This window comes from Streptomyces sp. NPDC007264 (assembly GCF_042869095.1).
Taxonomy (GTDB): Bacteria; Actinomycetota; Actinomycetes; order Streptomycetales; family Streptomycetaceae; genus Streptomyces.
In genome coordinates this window covers 277590-294393 of sequence record NZ_JBIAFD010000002.1, presented here as the reverse complement: position 1 = coordinate 294393, position 16804 = coordinate 277590, and the positions used below count along the sequence as shown (strand labels likewise).

At 72.9% G+C, this 16804-nt stretch carries 16 protein-coding genes; 13 read left to right on the top strand and 3 right to left on the bottom strand.

Features of this window, described 5'->3' with window-relative positions:
• The first annotated feature begins 108 nt into the window (after window positions 1-108).
• Window positions 109-564, top strand: a complete 456-nt coding sequence (locus ACFYMU_RS04035; RefSeq protein ID WP_388367425.1) for an ATP-binding protein — start codon at window positions 109-111, stop codon at window positions 562-564.
• Window positions 565-661: 97 nt separating this feature from the next.
• Here the strand turns inward: ACFYMU_RS04035 and ACFYMU_RS04030 are convergent, their stop codons facing one another.
• Together ACFYMU_RS04030 and ACFYMU_RS04025 are read right to left on the bottom strand one after the other, a co-directional pair.
• Window positions 662-1066, bottom strand: a complete 405-nt coding sequence (locus ACFYMU_RS04030) for a peptidase inhibitor family I36 protein (protein WP_388367423.1) — start codon at window positions 1064-1066, stop codon at window positions 662-664.
• A 177-nt stretch (window positions 1067-1243) separates the two neighbouring features.
• Window positions 1244-2278, bottom strand: coding sequence for a helix-turn-helix domain-containing protein (locus ACFYMU_RS04025; protein WP_388367421.1), 1035 nt, complete (start codon window positions 2276-2278; stop codon window positions 1244-1246).
• 285 nt (window positions 2279-2563) lie between these two features.
• Between ACFYMU_RS04025 and ACFYMU_RS04020 the strand changes: the two genes are divergently transcribed.
• From ACFYMU_RS04020 to ACFYMU_RS04010, 3 genes are all read left to right on the top strand, one after another.
• Window positions 2564-3553 carry a hypothetical protein gene (locus ACFYMU_RS04020; RefSeq protein ID WP_388367419.1) on the top strand — a complete coding sequence of 330 codons (990 nt, stop codon included), beginning with the start codon at window positions 2564-2566 and terminating at the stop codon, window positions 3551-3553.
• 235 nt (window positions 3554-3788) lie between these two features.
• Window positions 3789-4760 carry a helix-turn-helix domain-containing protein gene (locus ACFYMU_RS04015; RefSeq protein WP_388367418.1) on the top strand — a complete coding sequence of 324 codons (972 nt, stop codon included), beginning with the start codon at window positions 3789-3791 and terminating at the stop codon, window positions 4758-4760.
• 5 nt (window positions 4761-4765) lie between these two features.
• On the top strand, window positions 4766-5599 hold the full coding sequence (locus ACFYMU_RS04010) for an endo alpha-1,4 polygalactosaminidase (protein WP_388367416.1): 834 nt from the start codon (window positions 4766-4768) through the stop codon (window positions 5597-5599).
• Between the two features lie 87 nt (window positions 5600-5686).
• Here ACFYMU_RS04010 and ACFYMU_RS04005 read toward each other — a convergent pair whose 3' ends face one another.
• On the bottom strand, window positions 5687-6595 hold the full coding sequence (locus ACFYMU_RS04005; protein ID WP_388367414.1) for a LysR family transcriptional regulator: 909 nt from the start codon (window positions 6593-6595) through the stop codon (window positions 5687-5689).
• A 103-nt stretch (window positions 6596-6698) separates the two neighbouring features.
• On the opposite strand from ACFYMU_RS04005, the gene ACFYMU_RS04000 reads away from it, so the two are divergent.
• The 9 genes from ACFYMU_RS04000 (at window position 6699) to ACFYMU_RS03960 (ending at window position 16640) form a co-directional block, all read left to right on the top strand.
• Window positions 6699-7529 carry an oxidoreductase gene (locus tag ACFYMU_RS04000; RefSeq protein WP_388367413.1) on the top strand — a complete coding sequence of 277 codons (831 nt, stop codon included), beginning with the start codon at window positions 6699-6701 and terminating at the stop codon, window positions 7527-7529.
• A gap of 156 nt (window positions 7530-7685) precedes the next feature.
• Window positions 7686-8972: an MFS transporter gene (locus tag ACFYMU_RS03995; RefSeq protein ID WP_388367411.1), complete on the top strand. Its 1287-nt coding sequence runs from the start codon at window positions 7686-7688 to the stop codon at window positions 8970-8972.
• Between the two features lie 103 nt (window positions 8973-9075).
• Window positions 9076-9807 carry a FadR/GntR family transcriptional regulator gene (locus ACFYMU_RS03990; RefSeq protein WP_388367409.1) on the top strand — a complete coding sequence of 244 codons (732 nt, stop codon included), beginning with the start codon at window positions 9076-9078 and terminating at the stop codon, window positions 9805-9807.
• Between the two features lie 50 nt (window positions 9808-9857).
• Window positions 9858-10166 carry a hypothetical protein gene (locus ACFYMU_RS03985; protein WP_388367407.1) on the top strand — a complete coding sequence of 103 codons (309 nt, stop codon included), beginning with the start codon at window positions 9858-9860 and terminating at the stop codon, window positions 10164-10166.
• A gap of 243 nt (window positions 10167-10409) precedes the next feature.
• The gene (locus ACFYMU_RS03980) at window positions 10410-11522 is read left to right on the top strand and encodes a TerC/Alx family metal homeostasis membrane protein (RefSeq protein ID WP_388367405.1); all 1113 of its coding nucleotides are present in this window, start codon (window positions 10410-10412) and stop codon (window positions 11520-11522) included.
• A 360-nt stretch (window positions 11523-11882) separates the two neighbouring features.
• Window positions 11883-13673: an L-lactate permease gene (locus tag ACFYMU_RS03975; protein ID WP_388367403.1), complete on the top strand. Its 1791-nt coding sequence runs from the start codon at window positions 11883-11885 to the stop codon at window positions 13671-13673.
• Window positions 13674-13717: 44 nt separating this feature from the next.
• Window positions 13718-14488 (top strand): (Fe-S)-binding protein, encoded by a 771-nt coding sequence (locus ACFYMU_RS03970; RefSeq protein ID WP_388367402.1) that lies wholly within the window; start codon window positions 13718-13720, stop codon window positions 14486-14488.
• Entirely contained in the window at window positions 14485-15930 is a 1446-nt protein-coding gene (locus tag ACFYMU_RS03965; protein ID WP_388367401.1) for a LutB/LldF family L-lactate oxidation iron-sulfur protein, read from the top strand. Before ACFYMU_RS03970 ends, ACFYMU_RS03965 begins: the two co-directional genes overlap by 4 nt.
• Window positions 15927-16640 (top strand): lactate utilization protein C, encoded by a 714-nt coding sequence (locus ACFYMU_RS03960; protein ID WP_388367399.1) that lies wholly within the window; start codon window positions 15927-15929, stop codon window positions 16638-16640. The genes ACFYMU_RS03965 and ACFYMU_RS03960 overlap by 4 nt, the downstream gene beginning before the upstream one ends.
• The last annotated feature ends 164 nt before the right edge of the window (window positions 16641-16804 follow it).

Sequence of the window (16804 nt, the reverse complement as noted above, 5' to 3'; positions counted from 1 at the left end):
ATGGTCACGTACCGTTACCCGCACTGTCCACTTCGTGAACTCGTACGGTGTGCGGCGTACGAGCGTTGTACCTGGTGCGACGGGCTCGGGCCCGGGGAGCGTTGGGCCATGCACGCAGACCTCCGGCTCCACGAGACCGTCACCGTACGTACGTTCACCCAGCTGTTCAGCAGTACCCCGCGCGGTGCCCGCCTCGCGCGGCGGCTCGTCGCCCATCGCATGGACGTGTGGGGGTTCCCGTACGACGGCGACGCCGCCCGGCGCGTGAGCCTCGTGGTCGCCGAGCTGGCCGCGAACGCCGTGCGGCACGGGCGTGTTCGCGGGCGCAGCTTCCGGGTGCGACTGCTGTTGGACGGCGGCGTCGTACGCGTCGAGGTGGCCGACGCGCGGACCGACCGGCTGCCCGTGCTGCGGGAGCCCGACGACGAGGGCGGGCGCGGGCTCGTGCTCGTCGCCGCCCTCGCCGAGCGGTGGGGTGCCGAGCCGCGGCCGGGCTGCGCGTACAAGGTCGTCTGGGCCGAGGTGAAGGTGGCGGTCGGCGATCCACGGCGAGGAGAGGCCTGAGAGCGTAGGACCCCAGGATCCCAGGACGCCCTGGACCGTGGCGGAGGCGGCCCCCTCCTCCGGGCCGACCGCCTCCGCCACGTCTGCCGTCTCGGGCTCAGCCGCAGGCGCCGTCCACCCAGCGGTGGGACTTCAGCATGTACGTGCCCGCGAGGTTGCCGCGCGTGCCCTGGGGGGTGCATCCCTTCCTGGTGTTGTAGTTGGCCCACTGGTAGTAGGCCACCCCGGTGAGGCTGCTGTCGGTACCCCGGTTCCAGACCGACTTCACGTTGGTGGTCTGGGACCAGGAGCACTTGATCAGGCCCTGGGTCCAGTCCGGGTCGGCCTCGGTCCATGCGCACTTGCTGCCCGTGCCGTCGGAACCCGTGTAGAAGCACACGGTGCCCTCGGCGCAGGAGCCCCAAGCGGTGGCGGCGGCGTGCGAGGTACCGGGCAGCGCCAGCACCGCGGCCAGGGCTGCGGCGCTGGTGGCCGCGGCGAGGGCGGAACGCAACTTGGTCATGCGGGTTCCCCATTTCTCGGTGGGCGGGTCCGTCCCCGCAGGGACGACACGCACGGGTCTGTGACCGGCCCGCGCCCTGAGGGCGACGGCCGGCTCCCAACTCCGGCCGCGGGCCCGAACCGGCCCGCCGTGCGGGTGGTGTCGGGGTCCGTACCGGAAGTCTGTGGTTTTGCGCCGTCAGGTCACGGCTCGACCGGCGAAGGCGTCGGTCCTGGGGCCGGCCGCGGACGGTGGGCCGCCCGCCCTGCGCAACTCGCGTGGCGGAACCCCGTACACGGCCCGGAAGTGGCGGCTGAACTCCGCCGCGTGCCGAAATCCCCAGTGAGCCCCGATGGCCTGCAGGGTGAGACCGGACTTCCGGGGATCGAGGAGGTCGTGGCGGCAGCGCTCGAGCCGTCTCCGGCGGATCCATCCGCCCACGGTGATCCCCTGCTCCTGGAACAGGCGGTGCAGATGCCGGACGGAGATGTGATGCGCGGCGGCCACCGCGTCCGGCGTCAGGGAGCCGGCATCGAGGTGACCCTCTATGAAGGAATGGATGCGGGCCAGCAGAACCCGTCGTCTGCTCTCCGCCGGTACGGCCCTCTCCACGTCCCCGCGGTGCGCGAGCAGTGCCACGGTCAGATCCCGCAGGACCGTGCCCAGGCCCGAAGGGTCATGGCTGCCGTGAAGGTGCGTCTCGTCGACGAGGCGTCGCAGCAGGGAGAGCAGTACGGCCCCCGCGCCTGCGGTGCTCTCCAACGGCGTGTTGATCAGCCGCGCCACGCGAGCCGCGGGCAGCCCCAGGTGGGATCGCGGTATGGCCACCGTGACGGTCTCCACCGGCTCCGCCGCCCCTGAACGCCCCGGAGTCCGCACCACCGCCTCGAACGGCCGGGCCGCGTCCATGAGGAACAGCGTTCCCTCGTTCATGACGATGTCCGTCTTCCCGGACACCAATCGCTGCTGTCCACTCCTCACCCAGGTGAGCTGGTACACGTCGATGTCGTCCGCGCGCACCATCCGAGGAGTGCGCCGGCACCGCAGCGCCGTGTACGCGGGTGCGGCGACCTTGGCGACTCCGAGGTCGAGCATCTTCAGCCTGGCCCGGAACGCGAGCGGCTCATCGCACAGGAGGCTGCTGGCCAGCAGCTCGCGCCGGACCAGCTCGCACCACCACGGAAACCGGTCCGCGGCGGGCAACTCCTCGCAGCTGTACGCATACTCACTCACGACTCGGCACCTCCGGTCGGTGATCTTGGGTCAACCGACACCGACTTTGCAAGAAATTGGCCAACGATCGATCACATCTGGTCGCGGATCGTCAAAAGCCGGTCGCTGGGCCGGTTGCGGGGACTGCGTGCGGTGGTGCCGGACGGCTCCCTGGTTGTTCACCTCCCGTCCCCACGGCATGGGGCGTCGGTTCATGCCGTGGGGACAGATTGACCCCGCTCACCCCAGGAGGATACGATGAGAACGTGGCGCCGTGCGGGGCTTGCAGCCGTTGCTGTGAGTGCCGTGAGTGCTTTGTGGCTGGGCCTGGCGACGGGACCGGCGTCGGCCGGGCCGACGGCCGGACCCGAGGACAGGCCGTTCACCTTCGCCGTGATCGGCGACATACCCTACGGCGACCAGCAGATCGCCGGCTTCCCCGCCACCATCGAGCAGATCAACGCCGATCCGGACGTGCAGTTCGTCGATCACCTCGGCGACATCAAGAACGGCTCGACCGTCTGCAGCGACGCCTACTTCAACACGATCAAGTCGGATTTCGACACGTTCGAGGACCCGCTGGTCTACACCGTCGGCGACAACGAGTGGACCGACTGCCACCGCCCCAACAACGGGGCGTACAACCCGCTGGAGCGCCTTGCGGAGATCCGCAAGGTCTTTTTCCCCCGCCCGGGGCGCACCCTCGGGCGGCACGCCGTCCGGGTGGCCTCACAGGCCGACGAGGGCTACCCCGAGAACGTCCGGTACACCCGGGCCGGTGTCGCGTTCGCCGCCCTGCACATCGTGGGCAGCGACAACAGCATGGCGCCGTGGACCGGCAACACGGCGCCCACCCCGGAGCAGAGCGCCGAGGTCCTGGGGCGTACGGCCGCCGTGATCCAGTCGATCCACACCACCTTCGACGCGGGCCGCCGTGCCCACAACAAGGCCGTGGTGCTCCTCACCCAGGCCGACATGTTCGACCTGACGGTCACCGGCCCGTCCTTCGCCGACTACTACGCCTTCCAGCCGATCGTCAGGGCGATCGCCCAGGAGTCGGCCGCCTTCGGCCGGCCGGTGTACCTGTTCAACGGTGACAGCCACGTCTACACCAGCGACAGCCCGCTGACGGACGGCTCCAAGTGGCTGTCCTTCTACGGTGTGACGACCGCTGCGAACAACCTGCACCGCATCACCTGCGACGGCTCGGGCAACGCCCACGACTACCTGAAGGTGACCGTCGAACCGCGCGGCCGCCAGGTACTCACCTGGACCCGGGTGCCGTTCGGCTCCTGAAAGGGGTCGGGCGAGGGCCGAGGAACTCCCCCCGGACCCCTCGGGCCTCGCCCGGCCGACGCAGGAGGCCGGGCACCCCCGTACCCACAGCCTGCCTCCTGCGGTCGACACCGGTCCCATCCTGGCGGCCCCGTCCCCGCCTGTCATTGACGCACAGCGCACAACCCGTTGGCGTTCCGCGCACGCCATACTGGGCCTCAGGACCGGTGCCGGTGAGAAGGGTGGGGGCCGACAGGTGATCGAACTCAACAGCCGGGACCTGCCGCCGGCCGAGCGGCTGGACTGGTTCCGTGAGTTGGTGGCCCGCGACATGGCGCCCCACGACATCGTCACCGAGCACCTCTCGGACTTCGCCGCCTCGGCGACGCTCCTGTCGCTGGGCGATCGCATCGGGGTCTCCGGCGTCGCGTTCCCCGCCATGCGGTCGATCCGTACCCGCCGACTCATCCAGCGTTCGGATCCCGAACTGTGGGTCCTGGCCCTGGTGGTGAAGGGCGCCATGCAGCGGGAGCAGGGCGGCAACCGCGTCGAACCGCGCCCGGGTGACCTGGTGCTCTACGACACCTCCCAGCCGTACTGGGCCTCGATCGACACCGACGACGCGGCCCGGTCCATCGTGCTGCACCTGCCCCGGAGCGCGGTGCCCGTTCCGGAGCAGGCGCTGCGTCGACTGGTCGCCACCGCGCTGCCGTCCCGTACCGGCATCGGCGCCCTGCTGAGCCAGTTGCTCCGCGGACTCGTCGAGCAGGGGCCGACACTCGAAGCCGGCCGGACCCCCCGGCTGGCCTCCGCCGTGGTCGACCTGACCGTCGCGTTCCTGGCGTCTCTGAGCGACGGCGAGGGACCGCAGAACGCGTCGGCACGGCGAGCGGCGCAGTTGCACCGGATCAAGTCCTTCATCCGCTCCCGGCTCGGCGAGCCGGGGCTCACTCCCGCGGCCGTCGCCGCCGCCCACCACATCTCGCCACGCGCCCTGCACTACCTGTTCCGTGAGGACGGCCGCACCGTCGGCGCCTACATCCGCGAACAGCGGCTGGAACGCTGCCGGGCCGAACTCACCGACCCCGGGGCGGCCCGCCGGAGCGTCGCCGCGATCGCGAAGAGCGCCGGTTTCTGCGATCCCGCCGCCTTCGGCCGGGCCTTCAAGGCGCGCTACGGAACACCCCCGGCGGAGTACCGCCGCAGCCGGGGGCGGTCGCGGTCATGAGCCGGATGCGCGGGAATCCCCGGACATACCTGGGCGTGGCCGCCGCCGTGTGCGCCGCGGCTCTCGCCGCTTCGGTGTCGGCCCGGACGCACGCACCGGACCGAACGCATGCGCCGCGGCAGGCGGGAGAGGTGTCCCCGCCCCCCACCCATGCCGGATTCGACTACCAGATCGGCGGCCCCTACACCCCGCCGGCCGGGGTGCGGGTGGTCAGCCGCGACCACGAGGCGTCCCCCGCCGCCGGCCTCTACACCATCTGCTACGTCAACGCGTTCCAGGCGCAGCCCGAGGCCGAGAAGGAGTGGGACGCGGACCTGCTGCTGCGCGATTCCGCGGGCAAGGCCGTCTACGACGACCAGTGGGGCGAGGCCCTGCTCGACCTGCGCACCGACGCCAAGCGCAAGCGGGTCGCCACGAAGGTGAACGCCTGGATCGACCAGTGTGCCGCCAAGGGGTTCAACGCCGTCGAGCCGGACAACTACGACAGTTACACCCGCTCGCGCGGGCTCCTCGACGCCGCCGACGCGCAGGCGTTCATCAGGCTGCTGTCCCGCCGCGCGCACGCCGACGGGCTGGCGATCGGCCAGAAGAACACCGCCGAACTGGCGGGCAGCCGCCACGAGAACGGCCTGGACTTCGCGATCACGGAAGAGTGCGGGAGGTACGACGAGTGCGGCGCCTACACCGACGCGTTCGGCGACCACGTGATCGACATCGAGTACTCCGGCGAAGGCATGGCGCGGGCGTGCGCCCGGTGGGGCCGGACGCTGAGCATCGTCCGGCGCGACCTCGCCGTCTCCCCGGCGGGCAGCGGCGGCCACCTCCGGAAAGGCTGCTGAGACCCCACGTGCGCCGTCGCGCCGGTCGAGGCGTCCGGCGGGGGCCGATCCGCGTCCGCGGGAGCGGAGAAGGTCCTCGCGGACGCGTCAGACGGCGACCGTGTCCCGACACGCCTGCGCATACGCCCCGACCAGCGGGCGCCCTCCGTCCTCATGGCGCCAGGCCAGGGCATAGCGGCTGGGGCCGACGCCCCGGACCGGGCGGGTGGTGACACCACCCAGGGTGATCAGCGGGGCGTTGCCCTGGGCCACCAGGCAGACACCGAGCCCGGCGACGAGCGCCTCGTACGTCTCCTCCGCCCCGGCGATCTCCGCGCCGATGCGCGGTGCTCGGCCCGCCCGGGCGTCCAGGGCGAGCCAGTAGTCGCGCAGCGGACCCGCGCTCGGCGGCAGGGCGAGGAACGGCTCGTCGAGCAGGTCCGCGAAGTCGATCTCGGCGCGGGCGGCGAGCGGATGCGTGCCGGGCAGGGCGACCAGGCGGGGTTCCTCGGCGAGCACCGTCCAGGCGTAGCGCTCCTGGTCGGGCAGCGGAAGCCAGACGAAGGCGACGTCCGCGCCGCCGTCCGCCAGGCCCGCCGTGGGGTCCTCCCAACTCACCTGGCGCAGCCGGACGACGGCCTCGGGGTGTGCGGCGGTGAAGCGGGAGCGGATGGCCGGCAGCAGCCCGCCGCGGCCCGGGCTGGTGCTCATGCCGACCACGAGCGTGCTGCGCTGCGCCGCCTTGGCCGCCTCCACCGCGGCCGCGCCCTCCTTCCATGCGTCCAGCACCCGCCGGGCGTGCGGCAGCAGGGCCTCGCCCGCGGGCGTCAGCACCACCTCGTGCCGATCGCGGCGGAACAGCTCGGCCCCCAACCGGCGCTCCAGGGCCCGGATCTGCTTGCTGAGCGCGGGCTGGGACACGTACAGCCGCTCGGCCGCGCGCGTGAAGTGCAGTTCCCCGGCGACCGCGAGGAAGTAGCGCAGGTCCCGGGAGTGAACATCACTGGTCATAACCATGGGCTATCACCGCTGGTATTGGACGGGCAACGGCAGACGGCAGCAGGCTGGTTCGGGTCAGGGGCCCCTGGGGGTCCACGGGCACGATGCGCGGGGAGTCGTCGTGAACAAGGTATGGCTGGTGACCGGTGCGAGCAGCGGCTTCGGGCGGGCGATCACTCAGGCGGCCGTGGCCGCCGGTGATGTGGTCGTCGGCGCGGCGCGGCGCTCCGAGGCGATGGACGACCTGGTCGCCGCGCATCCCGACCAGGTGGAGGCGCTGCGGCTGGACGTCACGGACGGGGCCGCGGTCCAGGAGGCGGTACGGGACGTGGTGGCGCGGCACGGGCGGATCGACGTGCTCGTCAACAACGCGGGCCGCACGCATGTCGGCGCCTTCGAGGAGACCACCGACCGGGAGCTGCGGGACCTGTTCGAACTGCACGTCTTCGGTCCGGCGGCCCTGGTGCGGGCGGTGCTGCCGCACATGCGCCGGCGGCGCTCGGGCGCGATCGTGCAGATGAGCAGCATGGGCGGGCAGATGTCCTTCGCGGGCTTCGGGGCGTACAGCGGCACGAAGTTCGCGCTGGAGGGCATGTCCGAGGCGCTCGCGGACGAGGTGCGGGAGTTCGGCATCAAGGTGCTGATCGTGGAGCCGGGCGCGTTCAGGACCTCGCTGTTCGCGACGGGCCGGGCCGGCGTCAGCACGGACAGCGGGGTGTACGGCGGAGTGAGCGAGACCCGCGAGTTCCTCGCCGGCGGCGACGGCACGCAGCCCGGTGACCCGGCCAAGGCGGCGGCCGTCATCCTGGCCGCGCTGGAGGCGGAGCACACCCCGCTGCGGCTGCCGCTCGGCGACGACGGCGTGGGCGCCGTCCTGGCCCACCTCGACCAGGTCCGCGAGGACGTCGGTGCCTGGGAGAAGCGGACCAGGGCCACTGCCTTCGACGCCTGATCCGGTCCGGATGCCCACGGCCCGCCACCGCGACGGCCCCCCGGGACGGCCCCGGACCGCCTGCGCGCCGTCCTCGGGAGCCGATCACCACCGGCCGTCCGGGCGCCGTAGGGTGGTACCCCTCGATCGTGCGGGCGCCCCGAGCGCGCAGGGGGCATGAGGGGGGAGCGGCCGGTGCGGGGGACGCGATCGCCGGGGTACGGCCGGGACTTCGGGATCTTCTGGGCGGCGCAGACCCTCTCGGTGCTCGGGGACTCCTTCGCACTGATCGCGCTGCCGCTGCTCGTGCTGGAGGCGACCGGTTCCCTCGCGCGGATGGGGCTGTTGACGGCCGTCGGGGGCGCGGCGGCGGTGCTCGCCGGGGTCTTCGCCGGGGTCGTGGTGGACCGGGTGGACCGCCGGAGGCTGCTCATCGCCTGCGACGCCGTCCGCATGGCGCTCTACGCGCTCATCCCGCTGGTGTGGCTCGCCGGGCCGCGGGTCTGGCTGCTGTACGCGGTGCTGCCGGTGTGCGAGGCCGTCGGCATGGTCTTCTCCGTCGCGTACGTCACCGTCGTACGCGGCCTCGTGGGCGGCGAGCGGATCACCGCCGCCAACGGGCGGCTGAACGCGACCGCCGCGGCGGCGGGGGTGGCCGGACCGCTGTGCGCGGGCGTCGTGGCGGCCTGGGCGGGGCCCACGGCCGCCGTGGCGGTGGACGCGGCGAGCTTCGGGGTGTCGGCGCTCTGTCTGGGCTTCGTGCGGTTCAGCGCGGGCACGCCCCTCGACCCGGGCACGCCCCTCGACCCGGGCACGCCCCCCGGCCCGGGGGCGGACCGGGAGGGACGGTGGCGGGACCTGGTGGCCGGGGCGGCCTTCCTGCGCCGCCACCCGGTGCTGCGGGTGCTGACCCTGCTGCTCGCGGTGTTCAGCTTTCTGGAGTACGGCCTGAACGACCTGCTCATCTACCACCTCGAGCACGACCTGGGGCAGAGCGACGGCGCGGTCGGCACCGTCCTCGCGATCGGCGCGATCGGCACCGTCACCGGGTCCCTGCTGGTCGCCCGGGTGCGCCGCGGGCTCGGCTTCGGCCCCACCTGGATCGGCGCGGTGGCCGTCTGCGGGTGCGCGCTCGGCGGCATCGGCTGGGCCCGCGCCGTACCGGCCGTCGCGCTGCTGGCCGCGGTGTTCCTCGGCGGCGTCAGCGTCGCGGGGACGTGCTCCATGTCCCTGCGCCAGGAGGTGACGCCGCAGCACCTGCTGGGCCGGGTCACCTCCGCGTTCTGGACCCTCCACTACGCGGCGGCCCCGGTCGGCGCGGCCGTGGTCACCTGGGTCGCGCAGCACCACGGCACGGCGCCGGTGGGCGCGGTGGCCGGCGCCTGCTGCGTGGGCGTGGCGGCCGTGGCGCTGCTCACCCCGGTCCGCACCCGCCGCCCGGAGGCGGCCGCCGAGGCCGCGTGAGCGTCCGTGCGCATGGCGTCACTTGGTCCGACCGAACCATGGTCCTCCCTGAGATAGGCTCGTCTCAGGCGATATCGCCGGGCGAGCGAGGCAGGGGGAGTCCATGACCGGGACGGCGGGCTGGGAGCCGCTGCCGCGTGCGAGGACCTACGAGCTGGTGCTCGAACGGATCGAACAGCTCATCCTGGACGGGAAGCTGAGAGTGGGCGACCGGCTGCCGCCGGAGCGGGAGCTGGTGGAACTCCTCGGTGTCAGCCGGGCGGCGATCCGCGAGGCGCTGCGCGTCCTGGAGGCCCAGGGAGCCCTTCGCCCGCGTGTCGGCACGGGGCCGGACTCCGGCAATGTGATCGCCGCGATGCCCAGCGCCGGGCTGACCCAGTTCCTGCGTCTGCACATCGCGCTCGCGAACTTCCCGCTCGACGACGTGATGGTGGCGCGCGCGGCGCTGGAGCGCTGCAGCGCGCAACTGGCCGCCGCCCAGGCCACCGAGGAGGACCTGGCCACCCTGCGCGGGCTGCTGGAGCGCATGGACGTGCCCGGGCTGCCGCGCGAGGAGTTCAACGACCTGGACACCGAGTTCCATGTCGCCGTCGCCGAGGCGGGCGGCAACCGCCTGGTCGCCGACATGACCATCGCCGTGCGCAACGCCGTGCGGCACACCTTCCTGGACGTCTTCCACCGCATCGAGGACTGGGAGGCGGTCGCCGAGCGGCTGCGCGCCGACCACCACGCCGTGTACGACGCCATCGCCGCCCGGGACGCGGAGCGCGCGGGCGACACGGTGGAGCGGCACATCCGCGCCATCCACCAGGACGTCATCCACCCCGTGCTCTGACCCGGCCCGTCCGTCAGGGCAGCGGCCGTGCGGGGGGAGGCTGCGCGTACGTGGTCGGCCGGGGCCCGCTGCCAGGCCTGCTCTGCCTGTTCGGCGGGGACCGTCTCGCGGGGGAGGAAGGTGTCCCGCAGCTCGCCGGCCCGGTGCTCGGCATCGGCGGGGCGGCGCAGGGAGACCGTGGGGTCGATGGCGCAGCGGTCGCGGCGGCCGACGCGGGTTCGGGTGAGGTAGCCGACGTTTTCGAGGTCGGCGACAATGACCTGGACGGCGCTCCGGTGATGCCGATCGAGGTGGCGACGTCGCGCAGCCGCATCTCGGGTCTCGCGCGAGGTGCGGCAGGACCCTTGCCTGGTCGGTGAGGAACGTCCGGGTCTCGCGGCGGGTGGAGGGACCGGTCACCGCCCTCACCGCACGATGGCCGCTCCGTGTCCGGCCGCCCCCAGCGGGGCACTCGGGCCGGGGAAGCAGCCGCGATCCGCGGCGGGCCCGCCCGTCCACGCTGCCGCCCCGGTCCCCTCGCCACGGCCTCGCCCCCTCCGTGACCGTCGTGCCCGGTGAAGCCCCGCCGGGCCCACCCTCCAGGTGAAGGAGGCCTGATCGCCGTGAACGACCCGTCCTTCCCCGTCCCGCTGTGGGTGTGGGCCGCGGTGACCCTCGGCATCGCCGTGATGCTCGCGGTCGACCTGCTGGCCCACCGCGACAGCCATGTGATCGGGTTCCGTGAGGCGGCGATCTGGAGCGCTGTCTGGATCGCCGTCGGTCTCGGCTTCGGCCTCACCGTGCTGGCCTGGCAGGGCGGGGACGCGGCCTCCACCTACTACGCCGGCTATCTGATCGAAAAGGCCCTGTCGATCGACAACATCTTCGTGTTCGCCCTGGTCTTCTCGTTCTTCGCCGTACCCGACGCCTACCAGCACAAGGTGTTGTTCTGGGGCGTCATCGGCGCGCTGGCGGCCCGGCTGGTGTTCATCCTCATCGGCGTCGAACTGCTCAGGGTCTTCTTCTGGACCGCCTACCTCTTCGGCGCGTTCCTGATCTGGACCGGCTGGAAGATGGCCTTCTCCAAGGAGGAGGAGGTCCATCCCGACCACAACCCGATGGTCCGCCTCGTCAAGAAGATCATTCCCACCGATGCGCGGTTCCACGGCGACAGGTTCGTCACCCGCGTCAGCGGACGCCGGGTGGCGACCTTGTTGTTCGTGGTCCTGGTCGCCGTCGAGGCCACCGACCTGATCTTCGCCGTCGACTCCGTCGCTGCCGTCCTGGCCATCACCACCAACACGTTCCTGGTGTGGACCGCCAACGCCTTCGCCGTCCTGGGCCTGCGCAGCCTGTACTTCTGCCTCGCCGGACTTCTGCGCCGCTTCGTCTACCTGCACTACGGCCTGGCCGTCCTGCTCGCCTTCGCCGGAGTCAAGCTCATCCTGTCCGAGACCCCTGTCGGGAAGCTGCCCATCCCTCTCACCCTCGGCTTCATCGCCGCCACCATCATCATCTCGATCGCATGGTCCGTGATCGCCACCCGCGACCAGGCACCCGAGACCGGCACGCCCGAACGTGCCGGCACCGACCCCACTGACCACCCTGGATCCGACACCGGATCCGACACCGGATCCGACACCGGATCCGACACCGGATCCGACACCGGATCCGACACCGGATCCGACACCGGATCCGACACCGGATCCGACCCCGGGAAGAGGGCCCCGTCGTGACGGTCGTGCTCCCCTGGCGGTCGGTGGGCGCCTGAAGGAGGTGCTCGCTCGGCGGTCGGTGCGGGCCTGACGGAGATGCTCGCCCGGCGGTCGGTGCGCGCCTGACGGAGGTGCTCGCCCGGCGGCCGAGGCGCGAGAGGCGGCCGACGCCCCCGTGCCGGTGCGCAGGCAGGACGAGCCTCGGGCGTGCCCTGGGGGGCGGGCAGGGAGGGCGATGGCGCCGCCCGTCGCTCGGCCGGACCGGGCTCCAGCGCCGAATCGTTGCCGCGCGAGGTCTGGACGCCGGGGTTCCGCTGTGCTTGGCTACCGAGCCGTCCAAGCTATGGTCTGACCAAGTCCTCAAATGGAGTGTGGGCCGCCATGTACCAACCCCATCTGGCTCCTGTGGCGGAGAGCCTCGCGCTCTCCTCGCTGCTCGCCGCCCTGCCCCTGGCCACGCTGTTCGTCCTGCTCGGCGCGGTACGGGCCAAGGCGCACTGGGCCGGGCTCGCGGCGCTCGGCGTCGCGCTCGGCGTCGCCGTCGCCGGATACGACATGCCCGCGGGCCTCGCGCTGCTGGCCGCGAGCCAGGGAGCGGCCTTCGGCCTGTTCCCGATCATGTGGATCGTGCTGACCGCCCTGTGGGTGTACCAGCTCACGGTGGCCAGCGGCCGCTTCGAAGACCTGCGCCGCGCCTTCGGCCTGATCAGCGACGACCCCCGGGTGCAGGCGGTGATCATCGCCTTCTGCTTCGGCGGGCTCCTGGAGGCGCTGGCCGGATTCGGCGCGCCCGTGGCGATCACCGGCGTGATGCTGATGGCGCTGGGCTTCAGCCCGTTGCGCGCGGCGATCACCGTGCTGGTCGCGAACACCGCTCCGGTCGCGTTCGGCGCGATCGCGACCCCGATCATCACGGCCGGCGGACTGACGGGGATCCCGTTCACGGACATCGGCGCCTACGTGGGCCGTCAGACCCCGGTGATCGCCGTCTTCGTGCCGCTGCTGCTGGTCGCGCTGGTCGACGGGCGGCGCGGAATGCGCCAGACATGGCCCGTCGCCGTGGTGGGCGGCGTGGCCTTCGCGCTCGCCCAGTTCGTCAGCGCCACCTACATCTCGGTGGAGCTCACCGACATCGTCGCCTCGCTGGTGGGCCTCGCCGCCATCGTCCTCTTCCTTCAGGTGTGGAAGCCGCAGGGCGGGGAGCGGGTACGGGCCGCGCTCACCGGCTCCGACCCGGCGGCGCCGGGTGCCTCCGAGGTCCGCTCCGGCGGGGCGGCCGCGGACGCCGCGGGAGAGCCGGCCGAGGGCCGGGACCCGTCGCTCCCGGGCGGGGCGGGCGGGACCCCGGTGGCCGAGTCCGGTACCGCGACACAAGCGCGGCCCGTCACCGCAGCCACCGCCACCGCCACCGCCACCGACCGCGTCGGCGCGAGCGGGGTCGCCATGGCCTTCCTGCCGTATCTCCTCGTCATCGCCGTCTTCGCCGTCGCCAAGCTGTGGGAGCCCGCCAAGGAGTTCCTCGCCGGAACGGACGTCAAGATCGCCTGGCCGGGGCTGGACGGCCATGTGCTCACCGCGGCGGGCAAGGTGTCGGCCGCCACCGTCTACACCCTGCCCTGGCTCTCCTCTCCCGGCACGCTCCTGCTGCTGTCCGGTGTGCTCGTCGCCGCCGCGTACCGGCTGAGCCCGGTCGTCGCCGCGAAGGAGTTCGTCGAGACCCTGGTCAGGCTGCGCTGGGCCCTGCTGACGGTGGCCAGCGTGCTCGCCCTCGCCTACGTGATGAACATGTCCGGGCAGACGATCACCATCGGCAGCTGGATCGCCGGAGCCGGCACGGCGTTCGCCTTCCTCTCCCCGGTGCTCGGCTGGCTCGGCACCGCCGTGACCGGCTCGGACACCTCGGCCAACGCCCTCTTCGCCACGCTGCAGCAGACCGCCGCGCACAAGGCGGGACTCGACCCCACCCTGCTGGTCGCGGCCAACACCTCCGGCGGCGTCGTCGGCAAGATGATCAGCCCGCAGAACCTCACCATCGCGGCCACCGCCGTCGGCATGAGCGGCCGGGAGTCGGAGCTGTTCCGGGGCGCGATCAAGTGGAGCCTCCTGCTGCTGCTCGCCATGTGCGTGCTGGTCTTCCTGCAGTCCGACCTGCTGGCGGGGATGCTCCCCTGACCCCGCCCGCACCGCCCGCCCGCACCTGACGAAAGACGGCAACGATGCGCGTCGCGCTGTTCATCACCTGCTTCAACGACACCCTCTTCCCCCACACCGGCCGGGCCGTGGTCCGGCTGCTCGAACGGCTGGGCTGCACGGTCGACTTCCCCCAGGAACAGACCTGCTGCGGCCAGATGCACTTCAACACCGGCTACCAGCGGGAGTGCGTCCCGCTCGTGCGAGGCTTCACCGAGGCCTTCGCCGGTTACGACGCGGTCGTGACACCCTCCGGATCGTGCGCCGCGATGGTGCGCGAGTACCACGGGCGGGTCGCCGAGGCGGCGGGGGACATCCCCCTCGCCGCCGCGGTGGCGGCCACCCCGCGCGTGTACGAACTCTCCGAGTTCCTCGTCGAGTACCTCCAGGTCATCGACGTGGGCGCCTACTTCCCGCACCGGGTCACCTACCACCCGACCTGCCACTCGCTGCGCATGCTCGGCGTCCGGGACAAGCCGCTCGACCTGCTGCGGGCCGTGCGCGGCATCGACCTCGTCGAGCTGCCCGCGGCCGAGCAGTGCTGCGGCTTCGGCGGCACCTTCGCCCTGAAGAACTCCGACACGTCCGTGGCCATGTGCGCGGACAAGGCACGGCACGTGCTGGCCACCGGCGCCGAGGTGCTGTGCGCCGGCGACAACTCCTGCCTGATGCACATCGGCGGCATGCTCTCCCGGCTCAACACCGGTGTCCGCACCATGCACCTGGCCGAGATCCTCGCGGCCACCGAGGACGATCCCGCGTCCCTCGACTCCCGCCCCGGGACGGTGACGTCATGAGCGGCACCGTCGACCTGGGCATGCCCGCCTTCCCGCGAGCCGCCCGGCAGGCACTCACGGACACGCAGCTGCGCCGCAACCTGGCCCACGCCACCGGCACCATCCGCCGCAAGCGGGCCGAGGTGGTCGGCGAACTCGACGACTGGGAACAGCTCCGCGAGGCCGGGCGCGCCCTCAAGGAGCGCACCCTGCGCCATCTCGACCGCCATCTGGTCCAGTTGGAGGAGCGGGTGACCGCCGCCGGCGGCCGGGTCCACTGGGCCCGGGACGCCGCCGAGGCCAACCGGATCGTGACCGGACTCGTCGAGGCCACGGGCGAACGCGAGGTGGTCAAGGTCAAGTCCATGGTCACCCAGGAGACCGGCCTCAACGAGGCGCTGGCACAGGCGGGCATCGCCGCGTACGAGACGGATCTGGCCGAACTCATCGTCCAGCTGGGCGACGACCACCCCTCGCACATCCTCGTCCCCGCCATCCACCGCAACCGCGCCCAGATCAGGGAGATCTTCCTGCGCGAGATGGGCGCGCGGGGCACCGCCGCCCCGCCGGACCTCGGGGACGATCCCCGGGAACTGGCCGAGGCCGCCCGCACCCATCTGCGCGCCAAGTTCCTGCGCGCGAAGGTGGGGATCTCCGGGGCCAACTTCCTGGTGGCGGAGACCGGGACCGCCGTGGTCGTCGAGTCGGAGGGCAACGGGCGCATGTGCCTCACGCTCCCGGACACCCTGATCTCGGTCGTCGGCATCGAGAAGGTCGTGCCGACCTGGCGGGACCTGGAGGTCTTCCTCCAACTGCTGCCCCGCTCCTCGACCGGGGAGCGGATGAACCCGTACACCACGACCTGGACCGGCACGACCGACGGCGACGGGCCGCGCGCCTTCCACCTCGTCCTGATCGACAACGGGCGCACCGACACGCTCGCCGACCCCGTCGGCCGTCAGGCGCTGAGCTGCATCCGCTGCTCGGCCTGCCTGAACGTGTGCCCGGTGTACGAGCGGGTCGGCGGACACGCGTACGGCTCGGTCTACCCCGGGCCGATCGGCGCCATCCTCACGCCTCAGCTCGGCGGCCTGGCCACGCCCGTGGAGCGCTCGCTGCCGTACGCGTCGACGCTGTGCGGGGCGTGCTACGAGGTCTGCCCGGTCAAGATCAACATTCCGGAGGTGCTGGTCCACCTGCGGGCCGAGGTCGTGGACGAGGCCCGCCGGCGCCCCGTTCCCACGCCCGAGCAACTGGTGATGAGGACGGCCCGGTGGACCCTGGCCCGCGCGCCGCGGCTGGCCGCGGCGCAGCGGGCCGCCGCCCTGGCCGGACGGCTGATCGGGCGGCGCGGGCGCATCCGGCGGCTGCCGGGGCCGCTGTCCGGCTGGAGCGATGCCCGCGACCTGCCGGTCCCGGCTTCCGAGAGCTTCCGTGCCTGGTGGAGGAGGACCCGCCGATGACCCCCACGACGACGCCCGGTGCCCGCGAGGAGATCCTCGGCCGGATCCGGCGCGCCCTGGCCGACGTACCGCGGGACGAGTCGCCCGCGGACGTGCCCGTCCCCCGGGACTACGAGCAGGGCGGCACCCCGCCCGCGGGTTCGGCGGCGGCCGTCGCGCTGCTCGCCGAACGGCTCGCCGACTACGGGGCCGCGGTCCGCGTGGTGACCGAGGACTCCGTGGCCGACGCCGTGGCGCAGCTCCTGTCGGCGGCCGTGAGCGTGGTGGTGCCGCCGGGATTCCCGCCCGCCTGGCGGTCCGCGCTCCCACCCGGACGGGTGCTGGCCGACGAGCCGGCCCTCACGGTCGGCGCGCTCGACGCGGCCGCAGCCGTCCTCACCACGGCCGCGGTCGCCGTCGCCGGGACCGGCACGCTGGTGCTCGACGGCGGCCCCGGCCAGGGCCGCCGCGCGCTGACGCTCGTTCCCGACCACCACGTGTGCGTGGTCCGGGCCGACCTGACCGTCGCCTCCGTCCCGGAGGCGCTCGCCCGGCTGGATCCCGCGCGGCCGCTGACGTTCGTCTCCGGTCCCTCGGCCACCAGCGACATCGAACTGGACCGGGTCGAGGGCGTGCACGGCCCCCGCACGCTGGAGGTCGTGATCGTCGTCGACGCCCCGGCGGGCGACGCGCTTCCCGACGACGAGGACGGGCCCGCCGCCGGCGCGTAGACGGCCGACGGCCCCGTGGCCGGCCGGAGCACCGGTCGGCCACGGCGTCCGGCGCCGCCGCGCCGACCGGTGGGGAGAACCGGCGGGCCACGGACCACCGAGAAGGCGACCGGGGCCGGAGAGTGGATCGTGGCCTCGGCGGTGGCCTGCGGGCCGTCCGTGGC